We start from the raw sequence: 18,429 nt of genomic DNA, 5'->3' as shown, positions 1-18,429 counted from the left end.
TATGAATGGTCGGGAAGACAGGATTTGAACCTGCGACCCCTTGGTCCCAAACCAAGTGCTCTACCAAGCTGAGCTACTTCCCGTAAAAAGAAGAAAACCAACAAAATAATGGTGCGCCCGAGAGAAGTCGAATCCCTAACCTTCTGATCCGTAGTCAGACGCTCTATCCAATTGAGCTACGGGCGCAAAATCTAATTTAGTTAATGGAGCGGAAGACGGGATTCGAACCCGCGACCCCCACCTTGGCAAGGTGATGTTCTACCACTGAACTACTTCCGCGCAATTGGTGCGGGTGAAGGGACTTGAACCCCCACGTCGTAAGACACTAGATCCTAAGTCTAGCGCGTCTGCCAATTCCGCCACACCCGCAAATGCATGGTGAGCCATGAAGGACTCGAACCTTCGACCCTCTGATTAAAAGTCAGATGCTCTACCAACTGAGCTAATGGCTCTTTTCGATAAGAAAAGCTGGTGCCGGCCAGAGGACTTGAACCCCCAACCTACTGATTACAAGTCAGTTGCTCTACCAATTGAGCTAGACCGGCGATATATGTACCCTTTCGGGTTATAAGAAAATATGGTGGAGGATGACGGGCTCGAACCGCCGACCCTCTGCTTGTAAGGCAGATGCTCTCCCAGCTGAGCTAATCCTCCACTATATAAGCCTAGCGACGTCCTACTCTTGCAGGGGGAGATCCCCCAACTACCATCGGCGCTGAAGAGCTTAACTTCCGTGTTCGGCATGGGAACGGGTGTGACCTCTTCGCCATCATCACTAGACTAACAGGATGTTAGCCGTTCGGTGTTCACCACAGGACGTGGTGGCACTTAATCGAACTTCCTTATTTCAGGTGTTCCCTGAAAACTAGATAGCACGCACAACTTTCCAATATTTTAGGTTAAGCCCTCGATCGATTAGTATTCGTCAGCTCCACGTGTTGCCACGCTTCCACCCCGAACCTATCTACCTCATCATCTCTAAGGGATCTTACCAGCTTCATGCTGTGGGAAATCTCATCTCGAGGGGGGCTTCATGCTTAGATGCTTTCAGCACTTATCCCTTCCACACGTAGCTACCCAGCTATGCTCCTGGCGGAACAACTGGTACACCAGCGGTGTGTCCATCCCGGTCCTCTCGTACTAAGGACAGCTCCTCTCAAATTTCCTGCGCCCGCGACGGATAGGGACCGAACTGTCTCACGACGTTCTGAACCCAGCTCGCGTACCGCTTTAATGGGCGAACAGCCCAACCCTTGGGACCTACTTCAGCCCCAGGATGCGATGAGCCGACATCGAGGTGCCAAACCTCCCCGTCGATGTGGACTCTTGGGGGAGATAAGCCTGTTATCCCCAGGGTAGCTTTTATCCGTTGAGCGATGGCCCTTCCATGCGGAACCACCGGATCACTAAGCCCGACTTTCGTCCCTGCTCGACTTGTAGGTCTCGCAGTCAAGCTCCCTTGTGCCTTTACACTCTGCGAATGATTTCCAACCATTCTGAGGGAACCTTTGGGCGCCTCCGTTACACTTTAGGAGGCGACCGCCCCAGTCAAACTGCCCACCTGACACTGTCTCCGCACCGGATCACGGTGCTGGGTTAGAATGTCAGTACAGCCAGGGTAGTATCCCACCGACGCCTCCATCGAACCTGGCGGTCCGACTTCTATGGCTCCTACCTATCCTGTACAAGCTGTACCAAAATCCAATATCAGGCTACAGTAAAGCTCCATGGGGTCTTTCCGTCCTGTCGCGGGTAACCTGCATCTTCACAGGTACTATAATTTCACCGGGTCTCTCGTTGAGACAGTATCCAAGTCGTTGCACCTTTCGTGCGGGTCGGAACTTACCCGACAAGGAATTTCGCTACCTTAGGACCGTTATAGTTACGGCCGCCGTTTACTGGGGCTTCGATTCAGAGCTTCTCCCGTAAGGGATAACCCCTCCTCTTAACCTTCCAGCACCGGGCAGGTGTCAGCCCCTATACTTCGCCTTACGGCTTTGCAGAGACCTGTGTTTTTGCTAAACAGTCGCTTGGATCTTTTCACTGCGGCTCCCCTGGGCTATAAACCCGAGGAAGCACCCCTTCTCCCGAAGTTACGGGGTCATTTTGCCGAGTTCCTTAACGAGAGTTCTCCCGATCGTCTTAGGATTCTCTCCTCGCCTACCTGTGTCGGTTTGCGGTACGGGCACCTTTTTCCTCACTAGAGGCTTTTCTTGGCAGCGTAGAATCAAGGACTTCGGTACTAAATTTCCCTCGCCATCACGACTCAGCCTTCACGGTGAACGGATTTGCCTATTCACCAGCCTAATCGCTTGGACGCGCATTTCCAGCAGCGCGCTCTCCCTATCTTTCTGCGTCCCCCCGTCGTTCAAACGGAAAGGAGGTGGTACAGGAATATCAACCTGTTATCCATCGCCTACGCCTTTCGGCCTCGGCTTAGGTCCCGACTAACCCTGAGCGGACGAGCCTTCCTCAGGAAACCTTGGGCTTTCGACGGACAAGATTCTCACTTGTCTTTCGCTACTCATACCGGCATTCTCACTTCTAAGCGCTCCACCAGTCCTTTCGGTCTGACTTCACAGCCCTTAGAACGCTCTCCTACCATTGTCGTAAGACAATCCACAGCTTCGGTGATACGTTTAGCCCCGGTACATTTTCGGCGCAGCGTCACTCGACCAGTGAGCTATTACGCACTCTTTAAATGATGGCTGCTTCTAAGCCAACATCCTGGTTGTCTAAGCAACGCCACATCCTTTTCCACTTAACGTATACTTTGGGACCTTAGCTGGTGGTCTGGGCTGTTTCCCTCTCGACTACGGATCTTATCACTCGCAGTCTGACTCCCGCGGATAAATCGTTGGCATTCGGAGTTTGACTGGATTCGGTAATCCGGTAAGGACCCCTAGTCCAATCAGTGCTCTACCTCCAAGATTCTTGCCGCGAGGCTAGCCCTAAAGCTATTTCGGAGAGAACCAGCTATCTCCAGGTTCGATTGGCATTTCACCGCTACCCACACCTCATCCCCGCATTTTTCAACATGCGTGGGTTCGGGCCTCCATTCAGTGTTACCTGAACTTCACCCTGGACATGGGTAGATCACCTGGTTTCGGGTCTACGACCACGTACTATTTCGCCCTATTCAGACTCGCTTTCGCTGCGGCTCCGCCTTCTCAGCTTAACCTTGCACGGGATCGTAACTCGCCGGTTCATTCTACAAAAGGCACGCTGTCACCCATTAACGGGCTCCAACTAGTTGTAGGCACACGGTTTCAGGTTCTTTTTCACTCCCCTTCCGGGGTGCTTTTCACCTTTCCCTCACGGTACTGGTTCACTATCGGTCACTAGAGAGTATTTAGCCTTGGGAGATGGTCCTCCCGGATTCCGACGGGGTTTCACGTGTCCCGCCGTACTCAGGATCCGTCTCGGAGGGCATCGGATTTTGACTACAGGATTGTTACCTTCTCTGATGGACCTTTCCAGGTCGCTTCGTCTATCCGTGCCTTTGTAACTCCAAAGAGACGTCCTACAACCCCAGAGGGCAAGCCCTCTGGTTTGGGCTGATTCCGTTTCGCTCGCCGCTACTCAGGAAATCGCGTTTGCTTTCTCTTCCTCCGGGTAATGAGATGTTTCAGTTCCCCGGGTCTGCCTTCCATTCCCTATGTATTCAGAAATGGATACCATCCTATTAAAGATGGTGGGTTCCCCCATTCGGAAATCTCCGGATCAAAGCGTACTTACAGCTCCCCGAAGCATATCGGTGTTCGTCCCGTCCTTCTTAGGCTTCTAGTGCCAAGGCATCCACCGTGCGCCCTTAGTAGCTTAACCTTCGATTTGTTAGGCATTGCTGCCATAACGCATCAGTTATTACTAAGTTATTGCATAAAAAATAATTATTGGATGTCGTTGTTTGTGCTATCTAGTTTTCAAGGAACAAGGCTACTACTTGAATCCACTTTTATGCTGCCTTGCACCGAGGAAGCCAACATCGTTAGCGTTACTCGAAGACGCAGGTGCATATTTGTTTCATTTCATTATAGTAGATGTGTTGGTGGAGCCTAGCGGGATCGAACCGCTGACCTCCTGCGTGCAAGGCAGGCGCTCTCCCAGCTGAGCTAAGGCCCCAAATGATCCAAATGGCATTCAACCAAGAGGAATAAATCGAATCAACAAAACTTTTATGGTGGGCCTGAGTGGACTCGAACCACCGACCTCACGCTTATCAGGCGTGCGCTCTAACCAGCTGAGCTACAGGCCCATAAAGGCTTGTTAACTATATTTAATTGAAAGAATAAATCATTCTTTCAAAACTAAACGAAACGCTCATGTAAGGTTGGTAACGTAAGTTACCTTCGTAATTCTCCATAGAAAGGAGGTGATCCAGCCGCACCTTCCGATACGGCTACCTTGTTACGACTTCACCCCAATCATTTGTCCCACCTTCGGCGGCTGGCTCCATAAAGGTTACCCCACCGACTTCGGGTGTTACAAACTCTCGTGGTGTGACGGGCGGTGTGTACAAGGCCCGGGAACGTATTCACCGCGGCATGCTGATCCGCGATTACTAGCAATTCCGGCTTCATGCAGGCGAGTTGCAGCCTGCAATCCGAACTGAGAACGGCTTTATGGGATTCGCTTCACCTCGCGGTGTTGCTGCCCTTTGTACCGTCCATTGTAGCACGTGTGTAGCCCAGGTCATAAGGGGCATGATGATTTGACGTCATCCCCACCTTCCTCCGGTTTGTCACCGGCAGTCACCTTAGAGTGCCCAACTAAATGCTGGCAACTAAGATCAAGGGTTGCGCTCGTTGCGGGACTTAACCCAACATCTCACGACACGAGCTGACGACAACCATGCACCACCTGTCACTCTGTCCCCCGAAGGGGAACGTCCTGTCTCCAGGATTGTCAGAGGATGTCAAGACCTGGTAAGGTTCTTCGCGTTGCTTCGAATTAAACCACATGCTCCACTGCTTGTGCGGGCCCCCGTCAATTCCTTTGAGTTTCAACCTTGCGGTCGTACTCCCCAGGCGGAGTGCTTAATGTGTTAACTTCAGCACTGAGGGTGGAACCCCCCAACACCTAGCACTCATCGTTTACGGCGTGGACTACCAGGGTATCTAATCCTGTTTGCTCCCCACGCTTTCGCGCCTCAGCGTCAGTTACAGACCAGAGAGCCGCCTTCGCCACTGGTGTTCCTCCACATATCTACGCATTTCACCGCTACACGTGGAATTCCACTCTCCTCTTCTGCACTCAAGTCCTCCAGTTTCCAATGACCCTCCACGGTTGAGCCGTGGGCTTTCACATCAGACTTAAAAGACCGCCTGCGCGCGCTTTACGCCCAATAATTCCGGACAACGCTTGCCACCTACGTATTACCGCGGCTGCTGGCACGTAGTTAGCCGTGGCTTTCTGGTTAGGTACCGTCAAGGTACCGCCCTATTCGAACGGTACTTGTTCTTCCCTAACAACAGAGCTTTACGACCCGAAGGCCTTCGTCACTCACGCGGCGTTGCTCCGTCAGACTTTCGTCCATTGCGGAAGATTCCCTACTGCTGCCTCCCGTAGGAGTCTGGGCCGTGTCTCAGTCCCAGTGTGGCCGATCACCCTCTCAGGTCGGCTACGCATCGTCGCCTTGGTAAGCCATTACCTTACCAACTAGCTAATGCGCCGCGGGCCCATCCTGCAGTGTTAGCTCGAAAGCCAACTTTCAACATTGCACCATGCGGTGCGATGTATTACCCGGTATTAGCTCCGGTTTCCCGGAGTTATCCCAGTCTGCAGGGCAGGTTGCCCACGTGTTACTCACCCGTCCGCCGCTAAGATCAGGGAGCAAGCTCCCATCTCTTCGCTCGACTTGCATGTATTAGGCACGCCGCCAGCGTTCGTCCTGAGCCAGGATCAAACTCTCCGATAGAAAGCTTAATCTAGCTTTAAAACAATGTTTTGCTTCCGTAGAAACAACTACTTACATGGCGTTTCGTTCAGTTTTCAAAGATCAATTTGTTTCTTTCAATGTCGTTTTCAGCGACTTTATTAATATACCATATTAACTAAATCAATGTCAACAACTTTATTGAAATTCTTTTCGGCGTCAACCGCGTTGTTGCGGCGACCTATATAACTATATCAGGGTTACTTTAGATACGCAACCCCTTTTTTGAATTCTTTTTAGAAAAACTAAAAAGAATGAAGTTCGATAAACGAACTTCATTCTAAAGGCTTTTAACTTCTATCGTTCCGTATTTCTCATTTGAGGGAATAGAAGAACATCTCTAATAGAAGGAGAATTTGTTAGAAGCATTACAAGACGATCAATTCCAATACCTAAACCACCGGTTGGTGGTAAACCGTACTCAAGAGCTTCGATAAAGTCATGGTCCATCATGTGGGCCTCGTCATTACCTTGCTCTCTCTCCACAAGCTGCGCTTCAAACCGTTCTCTTTGATCAATTGGATCATTAAGCTCAGTAAATGCGTTGGCGTGTTCACGAGCTACGATAAACAACTCAAAACGATCTGTGAAACGGCCATCTTCAGGATTTTTCTTAGCTAGAGGCGAAATAGCCACCGGATGTCCATATACAAAAGTAGGTTGAATGAGCGTTTCTTCAACTTTCTGTTCAAAGAATTCATTTACGACATGTCCGAATTCCATTGTCTCTTTGATTTCGACGCCATGTTCCTTAGCGATACTGCGCGCTTCTTCATCCGTCATCTCTTTCCAGAAGTCGACACCTGTTGCTTCTTTAACAGCATCAACCATATGCACTCTTTTCCACTCTGGTTCGAGGTTAATCTCATAATCACCGTACTGAATCATTGTAGAGCCTGTTACCTCTTTTGCGATGTGAGCAACCATTTGCTCTGTTAAGGACATGACGTCTTTATAATCCGCATAGGCTTCGTATAACTCAAGCATTGTGAATTCAGGATTGTGTCGTGTAGAAACACCTTCATTTCGGAAAACTCTTCCGATTTCATATACACGCTCCATGCCACCTACAATCAATCGCTTTAGATGTAGTTCAATGGCAATACGCATATAAAGCTCCATATCAAGAGCGTTGTGGTGTGTAACGAAAGGACGTGCTGATGCGCCGCCAGGAATAGAGTGCATCATTGGTGTTTCAACTTCTAGGAAACCCTGGTCATCAAGATAACGTCTCATCGATTGGATGATGCGACTTCTTGCGATGAACGTTTCTTTAGAGTCAGGACTCATTATTAAATCAAGATAACGCTGACGGTAGCGTTGTTCTACATCTTTCAAACCATGGAATTTGTCTGGCAATGGACGTAGTGATTTTGAAAGCAAATGAAGGTCACTCACTTTAACAGAGAGTTCTCCGACTTTTGTTTTGAACGCTTCACCACTTACACCAATGATATCTCCAATATCCATTGAATCAAAAAGATCATACTGCTCATCTCCAACAGTGTCTTTACGAACATAAAGCTGAATTTGACCAGTTAAATCTTGAATATGCGCGAATCCTGCTTTTCCTTTTCCGCGTTTAGTCATAATTCTTCCAGCTAAGGAAACTGCCTTGCTTTGTTCAGCTAATTCTTCCTTTGAAAAAGAATCGAACTCTTCTAGCATTTTGCTAGCTGAGTGAGAACGATCAAACCGATGTCCGAATGGATCAATATTATTCTCTTTCAGAACGTCAAGCTTTTCTCTTCTTACTTTAAGAAGGTCATTCAGTTCAAGCTCCTGACTCATCTCTATCACTCCTGTCAAATCTATGTTTATCCCGCTATAACTTTATCGGAAAGCATCATGAATAGCAAGCATTCACTTATATAAAACTTATGACAAACGCGCCGGGTGTATCATGGCAAAGATGAAGAGCTAGTTAGAAAGTCAAACTGCCTGTCTAGATTCAAGCTCTGCAATAAACCCGCATAGTAATTCAGCAAGACCATCTCTCGTAGTCGTTACATTGATTTGATAAAGACCCTTACCGTTACCGCGAAGTCCTATTGAGTATTATTCAACATGTTTACCTATTTCGTGAACGGCGACTTTTTCTCCTTTAAGCTCTATAAGACGATCAAGATGAAGCATTGCTTCATCAATCTTCTCTTTAGCCATAGGATACCCAGAATCTTTCCGGTTTCAAGGTATTGAACCGTGCGATAAAGCAACATCACCAATCGTTAACACGCTTCACTTCATTTTTCAGTTGTGTTCTAAAGGAAAAAGTTCCTCAAGCGGAACTCTGAGCTGCTTAGCTACTAGCTGCATAAAATCATTTGTAGGTCTTCGGTTCCCTCGCTCGATCTCTCCTAGTACAGATACCGAAACACCGAGTTCCTTCGCAAGCTGTTCCTGAGTATAACCTTTCAACTTTCGAAAAGCGCGAATACGTCTTCCGTAGATCTCCGCTTCCATAGACGTACACCTTCTTTATCTTCTATATGATTAAAATAGGAATCAATTCTCTTATTGGTAGTTGGAATAATAATATCAGGACTCAATTCGTGAAGAGGTATAACCACAAATCCTCTTTGAATGAGACGAGGATGAGGAATGACCAGACCTTCTGCTACAATATTCTCATGATTATAGAGCAAAATGTCAAGGTCTATTGTTCTTGGGCCCCATCGAATGTCGCGCTCTCTACCTAGAGACTGCTCAATCCCTTGAAGAATTTCGAGCAGCTGAAATGCATTCAATTCTGTTTCTAGCAAAGCCACCATGTTAAGAAAAGCACCCTGCTCTGTTACACCTACAGGAGCGGTTTCATATAACGAGGATGTAGATGTGATCTCTACACCTGGGTACTCTTGAAGTCTTAATAAAGATGTTTTGATGTAGTTTTCTCGATCCCCTACATTGGATCCAATACCAACATATACACTATTCATTACGTTCCCTCTTCATCTCGATTGCAACAGAATCATATTGACCATCGATTGGAGGATCCGGTTTAGTCACTTTCACCGTACAAGCATCGACAATCTCAAATTCTTGAAACATCTTTTTTGTTATTTCCTCAGCAACAGTTTCAACTAGCTTTCTTGGCGTGCCTTCAACAATTGATTTGATTGAATTATACGCGTCTGCATAATTCACAGTGTAATTTAAATCATCAGAGTTACTAGCCTTGGATAGATCTGTTTCGAGGGCCAAATCAACATAGAAACGCTGACCAAGCTTATTTTCTTCAGGAAAAACGCCGTGATAACCGTAAAATTTCATTCCGTTTAGATAGATCTTATCCATATCATTCACTCTCCTGTTGTTTAATTAAGCTGTGGTTTAAGCATAGCATCCATCATAAGAGCCATACGTACCATTGGTTTTACATCATGAACTCTGATAATTTGAGCGCCTCTTTCAATCCCGAGACAAACTGTCGCTCCAGTACCTTCTACCCGATCATTCGGCGGCGTATTCAATGTTCTAGCAACAATCGATTTTCTTGATGTACCAAGCAAAACAGGATATCCAAGAGAAGAAAATTCATCGAGTCTCCTCATAACTTCAAGATTTTGCTCATGAGTTTTCGCAAAACCAATTCCAGGATCGAGAATGATATTTTCAGTCCTTACACCTGCAGAACGAGCAATCTCAATACTTTCTTCAATGTCAGACTTGATATCAAGCATGATATCAGCATAATTCGTGTCGTACCGATTATGCATAAGAATAATTGGTACATTATGTTCCGCTGCCACCCTGGCCATATCAGGATCAGCCTTAGCTCCCCACACATCGTTAATAATATCCGCTCCTGCTAATATTGCTTGATTAGCCACTTCCGCTTTATAAGTATCAATAGAAATAGGAACGTCAACAGTATGACGCACAGCTTTGATAATTGGAATTACACGGTTCAACTCCTCATCCATCGGAACTATTGTAGCCCCAGGACGGGTAGATTCCCCGCCAATGTCAATTAGGTCCGCTCCATCCTCAACAAGTTGGAGAGCATGCGCTACTGCTTGTGCTGTAGTGTTATATTCTCCACCATCAGAAAAGGAATCAGGGGTTGCATTCAGAATACCCATAACCCAAGTTTTTTTATTCCAGTCAATCAATCTATCCTGCCATTTCATCATCATTGGATGTTTTTTATAATTATCTATTACCGTCGCCAAACGGCTCACTCCTTTTCGTACATATGTTCTTAGTTAGCATTCATTTCGACTCATTAACGAAGTGCGGTGTTGTTCATATTGAAGGATGAGCTCATTTGTCGCATGACCCTCAAGTCCCGGTAAAGATTTGTGCTCAATCTTAGATAATGGCACGATCTCTTGGATAGAATTTGTAACAAACACTTCATCTGCTTCGAGAATTTCCTTTTTCTCGAAGTTACCTTCCCTAACTAAAATCCCTTTTTTTCTTGCCACATCCATCACGTATTGTCTGGTAATGCCATTTAAGATTCCTGTAGTAAGGTCCGGGGTGTAAAGAATGCCGTTTTTAAACCAGAATAAATTTGAAACAATTCCTTCAGCAAGCTTTCCTCTTTGTGAAAGAAAAATCCCTTCCACTGAAGGATCATTTCCAACTTCTCTTTTCGCAAGAATATTATTTAAATAGTGATGTGATTTAAGTCTTACAGGGCCTTCAGGCGTATTTCGCCTAAGTGAAAGAACCACACCACGTTTTTCTTTTCGCACCGGTTCGCCTATTTCTTTCACATAAATAATCACCGTTGGACTAATGTAGGGTTCCGTCCTAAGACCAATCTCTCCTTCTCCTGCTGAAACATTTAAGCGAACATATGCATCTGTAATGCCATTCACATTAATCGTTCGCCTTATCTCAAGGAGAAGGCCATCTTTTGTATAGGGTAGTGCGATTTGAAGTTCATTTAAGGAATCAAAAAGGCGATTATAGTGATCCTCAAATAAAAAGGGATGTCCATTGTACGTTCGAAACGTCTCAAAAACTCCTACACCATAGAGATAACCGTGATCATAAGCCGGTATTACAGCTGATTTTTCATCGATCAGTTCTCCATTAACGTTTATAAACATGGCTCTTTTCGATGCTCATCTATAAAGTTCTTAAGCAAAGCTTTCCCTGTGCCAGTCATAATCGATTCAGGATGGAACTGAACCCCTTCAATCGCAAGCTCTTTATGTCGAATTGCCATGATTTCGCCTTCTTGTGTCCATGCGCTGATCTCAAAGCATTCCGGTAATGTCTCTTTTTTTACAATTAATGAATGATACCTCGTTGCAGTAAACGGATTCTCGAGCCCCTTAAAGATTGATCGTCCATCATGATGCATCGGTGATGTTTTCCCATGCATAAGTCGATCGGCTTTAATAACATCTCCACCAAATACCTGCGCAATCGACTGGTGACCAAGACAGACACCGAATATCGGTATGCTACCAGCAAAGTGCTGAATAACAGACATACTAATCCCCGCTTCATCAGGACTACACGGCCCTGGAGAAACCATAATAAATGAGGGACGAAGCTGTTCAATTTCTTTGATGGTTATTTCGTCATTTCTTTTTACTACTAGCTCTTCTCCCATTTCTCCAAGGTATTGCACAAGGTTATACGTAAATGAATCGTAGTTATCAATCATTAAAATCATTTTGTTTCCTCCTCTAAGCTAATCTCTGCTAATCTCTTCACTTAACTCTTTCGCTTTCCATAATGCTCTTGCTTTCTTTAGTGACTCTTTGTACTCCGCTTCGGGATTAGAGTCAATTACAATTCCAGCACCGGCTTGTACGTGAGCAATATTATCTTTAATGACCATAGTTCGAATAGCAATATTTAATTCCATATCATCATTGAATCCAATCCATCCGATAGATCCAGTGTAAACCCCTCGGCGAACAGGCTCAAGTTCTTCAATAATTTCCATTGTTCGTACCTTAGGAGCTCCCGTAATTGTCCCCCCTGGAAAAGTGGCTTTAATAGCATCAAATGCTGTCGCCTCAGGCGATGAAATACCACGAACGTTTGAAACAATGTGCTGCACATGAGAATATTTTTCGATCACCATAAACTCATCTACTTCTACCGTTCCATAGGTACAAACGCGCCCCAGATCATTTCGCTCAAGATCGACAAGCATCACATGCTCGGCGCGTTCTTTCTCATTCTCAATAAGGGTCCGTGCAAGTTCTTCATCCTCATCGTCATTCTTTCCCCGTGATCTCGTCCCCGCAATTGGTCTTGTAGTTAATTCTTGTCCCTTTTTCTTAATAAGTAATTCTGGTGAAGCACTCACAAGATCAAATGAGTGAGTATGAATAAAGGACATATACGGAGATGGATTAATCGTTCTAAGCGTCTCGTAAATAGAAATAGGGGCTGTGTGGAGACTTCTTGACTCTCTTAAGGAAAGATTGACCTGAAAAACGTCTCCAGCTGAAATATACTCCTGTACTTTTCGAACGGCCATCGAGAATGACTCTTGACTCATTGAAAAGGTCTGTTTTGTTGCTTTTGAATAAGAATCAGCCACTGAAGAACTTGCTTCACTTTGTTGTACCCACTTCTCCTTATACGCGTCGAGACGCCGCTTACCTTCTTCTTTATTTCCCTCTTCAACTTGTGCAATAAACCATAGTGTTTGCGTAGTGTGATCATATACGCCAACATCTTCATACACAACAAAGAAAAGTTCAGGAAGCTCCAGGTCATCTGATGCTATATCAGGAAGTTTTTCAATTTGACGCGCAATATCATAGCTCAGAAACCCCATTGCCCCACCCTGAAAGTCAGGTAAGCGTTCATCCATGATCGACACATTCCGTTCCATCCAGTGTTGCATCAACTCAAGTAAATTACCCTCTAACGTTTTCGGTTCTTTTCCTACTTCATCAATCGTAAGAAAAGTGGCGTGTCCATACAGGCTCGCAATAAGCTTAATACCAAACATGCTATACCGACCACCACGTGTACTATCCAATAAAATATGTTCATCGCGGCCTTCAATAAAAGATTTATACCCTGAAAACCACTCATCCGCACTTAATTCGAGAGTTTCAAAAATTGAAAACCGTGTTGTTTTCTCTAGTTGTTCCGGCAAATTTTTCACACCCCATCAAAAGCTAAGCGTACGCCCTGTTTATGCCTCTATTCTACATGAAGTCTTTCGTTGCTTCATCCTTTTTATATTCCCCAAACTCTTCCGAACACCCATTTAGAAAAACTTACCTTTTTTCTTTTCGTTTAGCTTTTCGTTGTCTCTAATAAAAAATTTGATAAACTGTCTAATTTAATTAGCTGTTATTTAGGATAGTAAAGAATCAATACTTCAAAAAACTAAAAAGAAAAACAGCCCGTTAAGGACTGTTTTTAGAGTTGCTTAATCTTCATCAAATTGAAAAAGAGGTGTGCTGAGGTAACGTTCCCCATTACTTGGAATCACAGCAAGCACTTTCTTTCCTTTACCCAGTTTCTTTGCTACCTCAAGCGCTGCATAAATCGCCGCGCCTGAAGAAATGCCTCCAAGAATACCTTCTTCTCGTGCAGCTTTTCTAGCCCATTCAAAAGCCTGTTCATTTTGAACCTGAACGACTTCATCATATACATCCGTATTCAAAACTGACGGTACAAAACCTGCACCAATCCCCTGAATTTTATGTGGGCCAGGCTTGCCTCCGGATAGAATAGGTGAATCTGTTGGTTCAACCGCGTATAGCTTGATTGAAGGGAAATGCTTTTTTAACACTTCGCCTGCTCCAGTAATTGTCCCACCAGTGCCAATACCTGCCACAAATCCATCAAGCTGGTCCATCTGATCAACAATTTCTTGACCAGTCGTACGACGGTGCACTTCCGGATTTGCTTCGTTATTAAATTGCTGAGGCATGAAATAACCATGTTCCTTCGCTAGTTCTTCTGATTTACGAATCGCTCCGCCCATACCTTCAGAACCAGGAGTAAGGACAAGCTTTGCTCCATACGCCTTCAGCAGGTTACGACGTTCCATGCTCATAGTATCTGGCATAACAAGAACAGCCTGGTAACCTTTTGCAGCCGCAACCATAGCAAGACCAATACCTGTATTACCACTTGTTGGTTCTACGAATGTATCACCAGGTTTCAATTCGCCTTTTTCTTCAGCTGCTTCGATCATTGCAAGTGCAATACGATCTTTAACGCTGCTTCCAGGGTTCATGAATTCAAGCTTTAAATATACCTCTGCATGTTCCTCGTTAGTGATGCGATTTAGTTTCACAATAGGTGTTTGACCGATTAAGTCAGTAATAGAATTTGCTACCCTCATCATCACGCCTCCTCAAACCCGAGTGTTTTTATAGGAATTCTCTTTCTAAAAGAATATCACCGTAGGTCAAAAGTGTCAATTTGAACCTTTTTAAACTTTGCTCTCAGCGTGTAATTCTTCAAGCTCTTCTTTCGAGAAGTGATAATGTGCATTGCAGAAGTGACAAGTTGTTTCCGCTTCACCGTCTTCTTCAATCATACTGCTGATCTCTTCTTTGCCAAGTCCCATAATGCCATTCGAAAAACGCTCTTTGGAACAACTACATTCAAAATGAACAGGCATATTGTCAATAATTTTAATGTTTTCTTCTCCGAGAAGATCATTCAAAATTTCTTCAGGTGTTTTCCCTGCTTCAATCAATTTAGAGATTGGAGGAATCGCTTCAATACGCTTTTCAATAAAACGGATCGTTTCTTCACCTGCACCAGGAAGTAATTGAATCATAAAACCACCAGCTGCAAGAATCGTATTATCTGGATTAACAAGGACGCCCACTCCAACTGCTGAAGGAACTTGTTCTGAAGTCACAAGATAGTACGTAAAGTCTTCTCCTAATTCACCTGAGACAATCGGAACTTGCCCTGTGAATTTTTCACGCATACCAATATCTTTTACAACGGATAGGAAACCATCTTGTCCAACGGCACGCGCAACGTCCAATTTCCCATTATCATTAAGATCAAAGTGCACATGTGGATTGCTTACGTACCCGCGCGTTTCACCTTTCGCGTTAGCGTCTACCACAACGGCTCCGATAGGACCACCGCCCTCAATCTTCACAGTGATTTTCTCTTCACCTTTTAGTCCTGTTGCTATCATTGTCGAAGCAGTCATAGCACGACCAATTGCAGCAGATGCAGTTGGCCAAGTAGTGTGACGTCGCTGTGCTTCCGCAACCATTTCAGTACTAGATATCGCATAAGCCCTTACATTGCCATCGAACGCAAGTGCTTTTATTAAATAATCATTCATTTGTTTGTAGCTCCTTTCACTAATGGGCCATTGCCCAATTACACGATACAATATTTTTTCAAGAACTTCCATTAAGAGAAACTGACATGCACTCGCTTCCGTATCTTTCGTTAAATAAATCTGTGGTCTGCGACTTACCTTTTAAATGCTTTTTTTAACTAAATTTAGATATCATTATGGAAAACGGCTCATTCATCAATAAAACAAGAGATAAAAAGAGTATCTATTTTTATTTTCCCCCAAAACGCAAAATGAAAAACGCACCCCGTTTTATCGGTATGCGTTTAATTCTTCTTTGTTCTTATTATAAATTAAGTGTAATCCCTTTAATGTTAGAAACGGGTCAACCACATCGATAAGATCGCATTCTTCTGCTATAAGTGAGGCAAGTCCACCAGTCGCTATTACAGTAGGTTCCTTCGGAGAATGTTTCTTCATCCTAGAAACAATCCCTTCCACTTGTCCTACGTATCCATATAGCGTGCCGCTTTGCATGGCGCTAACCGTATTCTTTCCAACGATATGATTTGGCTTCGCAATTTCAATTCGTGGAAGCTTTGCTGCATGCATGTATAGAGCTTCTGTCGAAATGTTAATGCCTGGTGCGATGGCGCCCCCAACATACTGTTTTTGCTCATCAATGTAGCAGTAAGTTGTAGCTGTTCCAAAATCCACAATAATTAGCGGTGCTCCATATAATTGAATCCCCGCCACGGCATTCACAATACGATCCGCTCCTACTTCTTTCGGATTATCATATTTTATATTGAGGCCTGTCTTAATTCCTGGACCAATCACTAACGGTTTATGATGAAAATATTTCTGGCACATACGCTCAAGAGCGAACATAATAGGTGGCACTACAGACGAAATAATGATGCCTTCCACATCGTCAAAAGAAAGTTCCTCATGAGAGAAGAGTCCTTTAATAACCATTGCGTATTCATCTTCTGTCTGTTTTCTGCTTGTCCCCATTCGCCAGTGATGCGTTAACTCTTCGCCTTCATATACACCAAGAACAATATTTGTATTTCCTACATCAAGCACAAGTATCATATTATCACCTTATTAAAAAAATTTAACTTTCATCATGCTCTCTATAGTTATACCACACAATGGAATTAAAAACGAAGTTCTTTTTTGAAAACGATTACCATCCATATGGATTTCACAGAAAACACGCATTTATTCTAAATAAAAAAGCAGGACGTCCTTAAGACATCCTGCTTTCAATCTTATTTATTCTTGTTCTTCATCTGTTTCAGGCTTATCTTCCTTTTTAGAGATGTTAACTTTCACATCTTCAGAGGTACCAGTTGCATGGTGACCTTCAGGAAGTTTTCCTTCTTCAACAAGAGAACGAATTTGTTCAGCATCAAGCGTTTCAATTTCCTTAAGCGTTTCAGCAACAAGATTTAACTTATCCTGATTTTCAAGGAGTATTTCACGACAACGCTCATAAGCTGATTTGATGATCTTTTGAACTTCAAGATCAATTTCATTGGCGAATGAATCACTATAGTTCTGTTCATTTTGGATATCACGTCCAAGGAAGACATTTCCTCCCGAACCTGATCCAAACTGCATCGGACCTAGCTTTTCACTCATACCATATTCTGTAACCATACTACGGGCAATGGCTGTCGCACGTTGGAAGTCATTACTTGCTCCGGTACTTGCTTCACCGAATGTAATTTCTTCGGCAACACGCCCACCGAGTAAGCCTATGATTTTATCGACCAATTCAGGCTTTGTCATTAAGTAACGGTCTTCTTTAGGAAGTGTTACAGCATAACCGCCAGCTTGTCCGCGCGGAACAATCGTAACCTTATGAACAACATCTGCATTATCAAGCTGTGTACCGATGATTGTATGACCAGCTTCGTGATAAGCAACGATATTTTTCTCTTTTACAGAGATCACGCGACTCTTCTTAGCGGGCCCAGCAATAACACGGTCTGTCGCTTCATCGATATCGTTCATATCAACCTTCTTCTTGTTATGACGAGCAGCAACAAGAGCAGCTTCATTCAACAAGTTTTCAAGATCTGCACCAGAGAACCCTGGTGTACGCATTGCGACTGTTTTCAAATCGACTTCATCACTAAGAGGTTTGTTACGTGCGTGTACTCGAAGTACCGCTTCACGACCATTCACATCAGGGCGATTTACCGGGATTTGACGGTCAAAACGTCCAGGACGAAGAAGTGCCGGGTCAAGAATATCAGGACGGTTTGTTGCCGCAACGATAATGATACCTTCGTTTGCACTAAAGCCATCCATTTCAACGAGAAGTTGGTTAAGCGTCTGCTCACGCTCATCGTGACCGCCGCCAAGACCTGCACCACGCTGACGACCAACTGCATCAATCTCATCAATAAAGATTATACAAGGTGCGTTCTTCTTCGCATTTTCGAATAGGTCACGTACACGAGATGCACCGACACCTACGAACATTTCTACGAAGTCAGAACCAGAAATTGAGAAGAACGGAACGCCTGCTTCACCAGCAACCGCTCGTGCGATCAACGTTTTACCTGTACCTGGAGGTCCTACTAATAGAACACCCTTTGGAATACGGGCCCCAACTGCAGCAAACTTACGAGGATCCTTCAAAAACTCAACGACCTCAACAAGCTCTTGCTTCTCTTCATCTGCACCAGCTACGTCTTTAAATGTAACTTTCTTTTTCTCTTCGCTGTATAACTTCGCCTTACTCTTACCAAAGTTCATGACACGGCCACCGCCGCCTTGAGCCTGGTTAAGTAGGAAGAAGAACAGAATGAAGATAATAACGAAAGGAATGATGCTTGTTAGAAATGTAACCCACCCACTTTGTTCAGGGGCTGGTTCTGTCGTTAATTCTACAATCCCTTCGTCAGCTGCAGTTAAGATATTCTCTACAGCTTTCTCTGAGTCAGGTACATTCGTTACGAATGCATTAGCATCTTCGCTGTCTTCATCGCCACCAGCTAATTGACCAGTGACAGTGTAAACCCCACGCTCAGGTTGTAACGTTAACTCTTGAATCTCACCATTATTCAATTTGGACTGAAATTCGCCGTAATCGAGGACATTCGTGTCATTATTTGTTCCGTTAAAGAAACTGACTACACCTACTACGACGAGGAATATTAACAAATAAAATATTGTATTTCGGAAGATACGATTCATTCCTTACCTCCTCCCACGAACAGGAAACCATAGATTATCTTACCATACTGGCACAACT

12 protein-coding genes, 9 tRNA genes and 3 rRNA genes are annotated in these 18,429 nt (G+C 44.5%); all 24 read right to left on the bottom strand.

Features of this window, described 5'->3' with window-relative positions; all coding sequences use genetic code 11:
- Nucleotides 1-6: 6 nt before the first annotated feature.
- Nucleotides 7-83 (bottom strand) — tRNA-Pro (locus AC0VYH_RS00535).
- Between the two features lie 26 nt (nt 84-109).
- A tRNA-Arg gene (locus tag AC0VYH_RS00530) sits at nt 110-186 on the bottom strand.
- 18 nt (nt 187-204) lie between these two features.
- Nucleotides 205-279, bottom strand: a tRNA-Gly gene (locus AC0VYH_RS00525).
- 5 nt (nt 280-284) lie between these two features.
- Nucleotides 285-369 (bottom strand) — tRNA-Leu (locus tag AC0VYH_RS00520).
- Nucleotides 370-376: 7 nt separating this feature from the next.
- Nucleotides 377-452, bottom strand: a tRNA-Lys gene (locus tag AC0VYH_RS00515).
- Between the two features lie 17 nt (nt 453-469).
- Nucleotides 470-545 (bottom strand) — tRNA-Thr (locus tag AC0VYH_RS00510).
- Nucleotides 546-578: 33 nt separating this feature from the next.
- Nucleotides 579-654: transfer RNA gene (locus AC0VYH_RS00505), tRNA-Val, on the bottom strand.
- Between the two features lie 9 nt (nt 655-663).
- Nucleotides 664-780 (bottom strand): 5S ribosomal RNA (gene rrf / locus AC0VYH_RS00500).
- Between the two features lie 115 nt (nt 781-895).
- Nucleotides 896-3,825 (bottom strand): 23S ribosomal RNA (locus AC0VYH_RS00495).
- Between the two features lie 221 nt (nt 3,826-4,046).
- Nucleotides 4,047-4,122: transfer RNA gene (locus AC0VYH_RS00490), tRNA-Ala, on the bottom strand.
- A gap of 56 nt (nt 4,123-4,178) precedes the next feature.
- Nucleotides 4,179-4,255: transfer RNA gene (locus tag AC0VYH_RS00485), tRNA-Ile, on the bottom strand.
- Between the two features lie 110 nt (nt 4,256-4,365).
- Nucleotides 4,366-5,917 (bottom strand): 16S ribosomal RNA (locus AC0VYH_RS00480).
- Together the 16S, 23S and 5S rRNA genes with 9 tRNA genes alongside form the textbook arrangement of a ribosomal RNA operon.
- Nucleotides 5,918-6,232: 315 nt before the next feature.
- The gene (gene lysS, locus AC0VYH_RS00475; RefSeq protein ID WP_475373181.1) at nt 6,233-7,726 is read right to left on the bottom strand and encodes a lysine--tRNA ligase; all 1,494 of its coding nucleotides are present in this window, start codon (nt 7,724-7,726) and stop codon (nt 6,233-6,235) included.
- Between the two features lie 459 nt (nt 7,727-8,185).
- Entirely contained in the window at nt 8,186-8,398 is a 213-nt protein-coding gene (locus tag AC0VYH_RS00470; RefSeq protein WP_283153205.1) for a helix-turn-helix domain-containing protein, read from the bottom strand.
- Nucleotides 8,350-8,874 carry a 2-amino-4-hydroxy-6-hydroxymethyldihydropteridine diphosphokinase gene (gene folK / locus AC0VYH_RS00465; protein WP_194222621.1) on the bottom strand — a complete coding sequence of 175 codons (525 nt, stop codon included), beginning with the start codon at nt 8,872-8,874 and terminating at the stop codon, nt 8,350-8,352. Before folK ends, AC0VYH_RS00470 begins: the two co-directional genes overlap by 49 nt.
- Nucleotides 8,867-9,232: a dihydroneopterin aldolase gene (gene folB / locus AC0VYH_RS00460; RefSeq protein ID WP_194222620.1), complete on the bottom strand. Its 366-nt coding sequence runs from the start codon at nt 9,230-9,232 to the stop codon at nt 8,867-8,869. Before folB ends, folK begins: the two co-directional genes overlap by 8 nt.
- A gap of 20 nt (nt 9,233-9,252) precedes the next feature.
- A complete protein-coding gene (folP, locus tag AC0VYH_RS00455; RefSeq protein WP_475373771.1) occupies nt 9,253-10,074 on the bottom strand; it encodes a dihydropteroate synthase in 822 nt (273 codons plus the stop codon).
- Between the two features lie 69 nt (nt 10,075-10,143).
- Nucleotides 10,144-10,998 carry an aminodeoxychorismate lyase gene (pabC, locus tag AC0VYH_RS00450; protein WP_194222619.1) on the bottom strand — a complete coding sequence of 285 codons (855 nt, stop codon included), beginning with the start codon at nt 10,996-10,998 and terminating at the stop codon, nt 10,144-10,146.
- Nucleotides 10,989-11,573, bottom strand: coding sequence for an aminodeoxychorismate/anthranilate synthase component II (gene pabA, locus AC0VYH_RS00445; RefSeq protein WP_194222618.1), 585 nt, complete (start codon nt 11,571-11,573; stop codon nt 10,989-10,991). The genes pabC and pabA overlap by 10 nt, the downstream gene beginning before the upstream one ends.
- Before the next feature lie 18 nt (nt 11,574-11,591).
- Nucleotides 11,592-12,986 (bottom strand): aminodeoxychorismate synthase, component I, encoded by a 1,395-nt coding sequence (gene pabB, locus AC0VYH_RS00440; protein ID WP_475373770.1) that lies wholly within the window; start codon nt 12,984-12,986, stop codon nt 11,592-11,594.
- Between the two features lie 315 nt (nt 12,987-13,301).
- A complete protein-coding gene (gene cysK / locus AC0VYH_RS00435; protein WP_475373180.1) occupies nt 13,302-14,228 on the bottom strand; it encodes a cysteine synthase A in 927 nt (308 codons plus the stop codon).
- Between the two features lie 87 nt (nt 14,229-14,315).
- Nucleotides 14,316-15,197 (bottom strand): Hsp33 family molecular chaperone HslO, encoded by an 882-nt coding sequence (gene hslO / locus AC0VYH_RS00430; protein WP_283153206.1) that lies wholly within the window; start codon nt 15,195-15,197, stop codon nt 14,316-14,318.
- A 270-nt stretch (nt 15,198-15,467) separates the two neighbouring features.
- The gene (locus AC0VYH_RS00425) at nt 15,468-16,253 is read right to left on the bottom strand and encodes a type III pantothenate kinase (protein WP_194222614.1); all 786 of its coding nucleotides are present in this window, start codon (nt 16,251-16,253) and stop codon (nt 15,468-15,470) included.
- Nucleotides 16,254-16,436: 183 nt separating this feature from the next.
- Entirely contained in the window at nt 16,437-18,371 is a 1,935-nt protein-coding gene (ftsH, locus tag AC0VYH_RS00420) for an ATP-dependent zinc metalloprotease FtsH (protein WP_475373179.1), read from the bottom strand.
- Nucleotides 18,372-18,429 lie beyond the last annotated feature (58 nt).

The sequence above is a fragment of the Anaerobacillus sp. QJM3NY_32 genome (genome assembly GCF_056173645.1).
The sequence above is the reverse complement of the archived record's forward strand: the minus strand, read 5'-3'. Positions and strand labels throughout refer to the sequence as shown.

What these genes read in the sequence shown, in the direction of transcription:
- AC0VYH_RS00425 (WP_194222614.1), bottom strand. Translation starts at nt 16,253, where the DNA reads ATGATACTTGTGCTTGATGTAGGAAATACAAATATTGTTCTTGGTGTA.
- lysS (WP_475373181.1), bottom strand. Translation starts at nt 7,726, where the DNA reads ATGAGTCAGGAGCTTGAACTGAATGACCTTCTTAAAGTAAGAAGAGAA.
- hslO (WP_283153206.1), bottom strand. Translation starts at nt 15,197, where the DNA reads ATGAATGATTATTTAATAAAAGCACTTGCGTTCGATGGCAATGTAAGG.
- folB (WP_194222620.1), bottom strand. Translation starts at nt 9,232, where the DNA reads ATGGATAAGATCTATCTAAACGGAATGAAATTTTACGGTTATCACGGC.
- pabA (WP_194222618.1), bottom strand. Translation starts at nt 11,573, where the DNA reads ATGATTTTAATGATTGATAACTACGATTCATTTACGTATAACCTTGTG.
- cysK (WP_475373180.1), bottom strand. Translation starts at nt 14,228, where the DNA reads ATGATGAGGGTAGCAAATTCTATTACTGACTTAATCGGTCAAACACCT.
- folK (WP_194222621.1), bottom strand. Translation starts at nt 8,874, where the DNA reads ATGAATAGTGTATATGTTGGTATTGGATCCAATGTAGGGGATCGAGAA.
- AC0VYH_RS00470 (WP_283153205.1), bottom strand. Translation starts at nt 8,398, where the DNA reads ATGGAAGCGGAGATCTACGGAAGACGTATTCGCGCTTTTCGAAAGTTG.
- pabC (WP_194222619.1), bottom strand. Translation starts at nt 10,998, where the DNA reads ATGTTTATAAACGTTAATGGAGAACTGATCGATGAAAAATCAGCTGTA.
- ftsH (WP_475373179.1), bottom strand. Translation starts at nt 18,371, where the DNA reads ATGAATCGTATCTTCCGAAATACAATATTTTATTTGTTAATATTCCTC.
- folP (WP_475373771.1), bottom strand. Translation starts at nt 10,074, where the DNA reads ATGATGATGAAATGGCAGGATAGATTGATTGACTGGAATAAAAAAACT.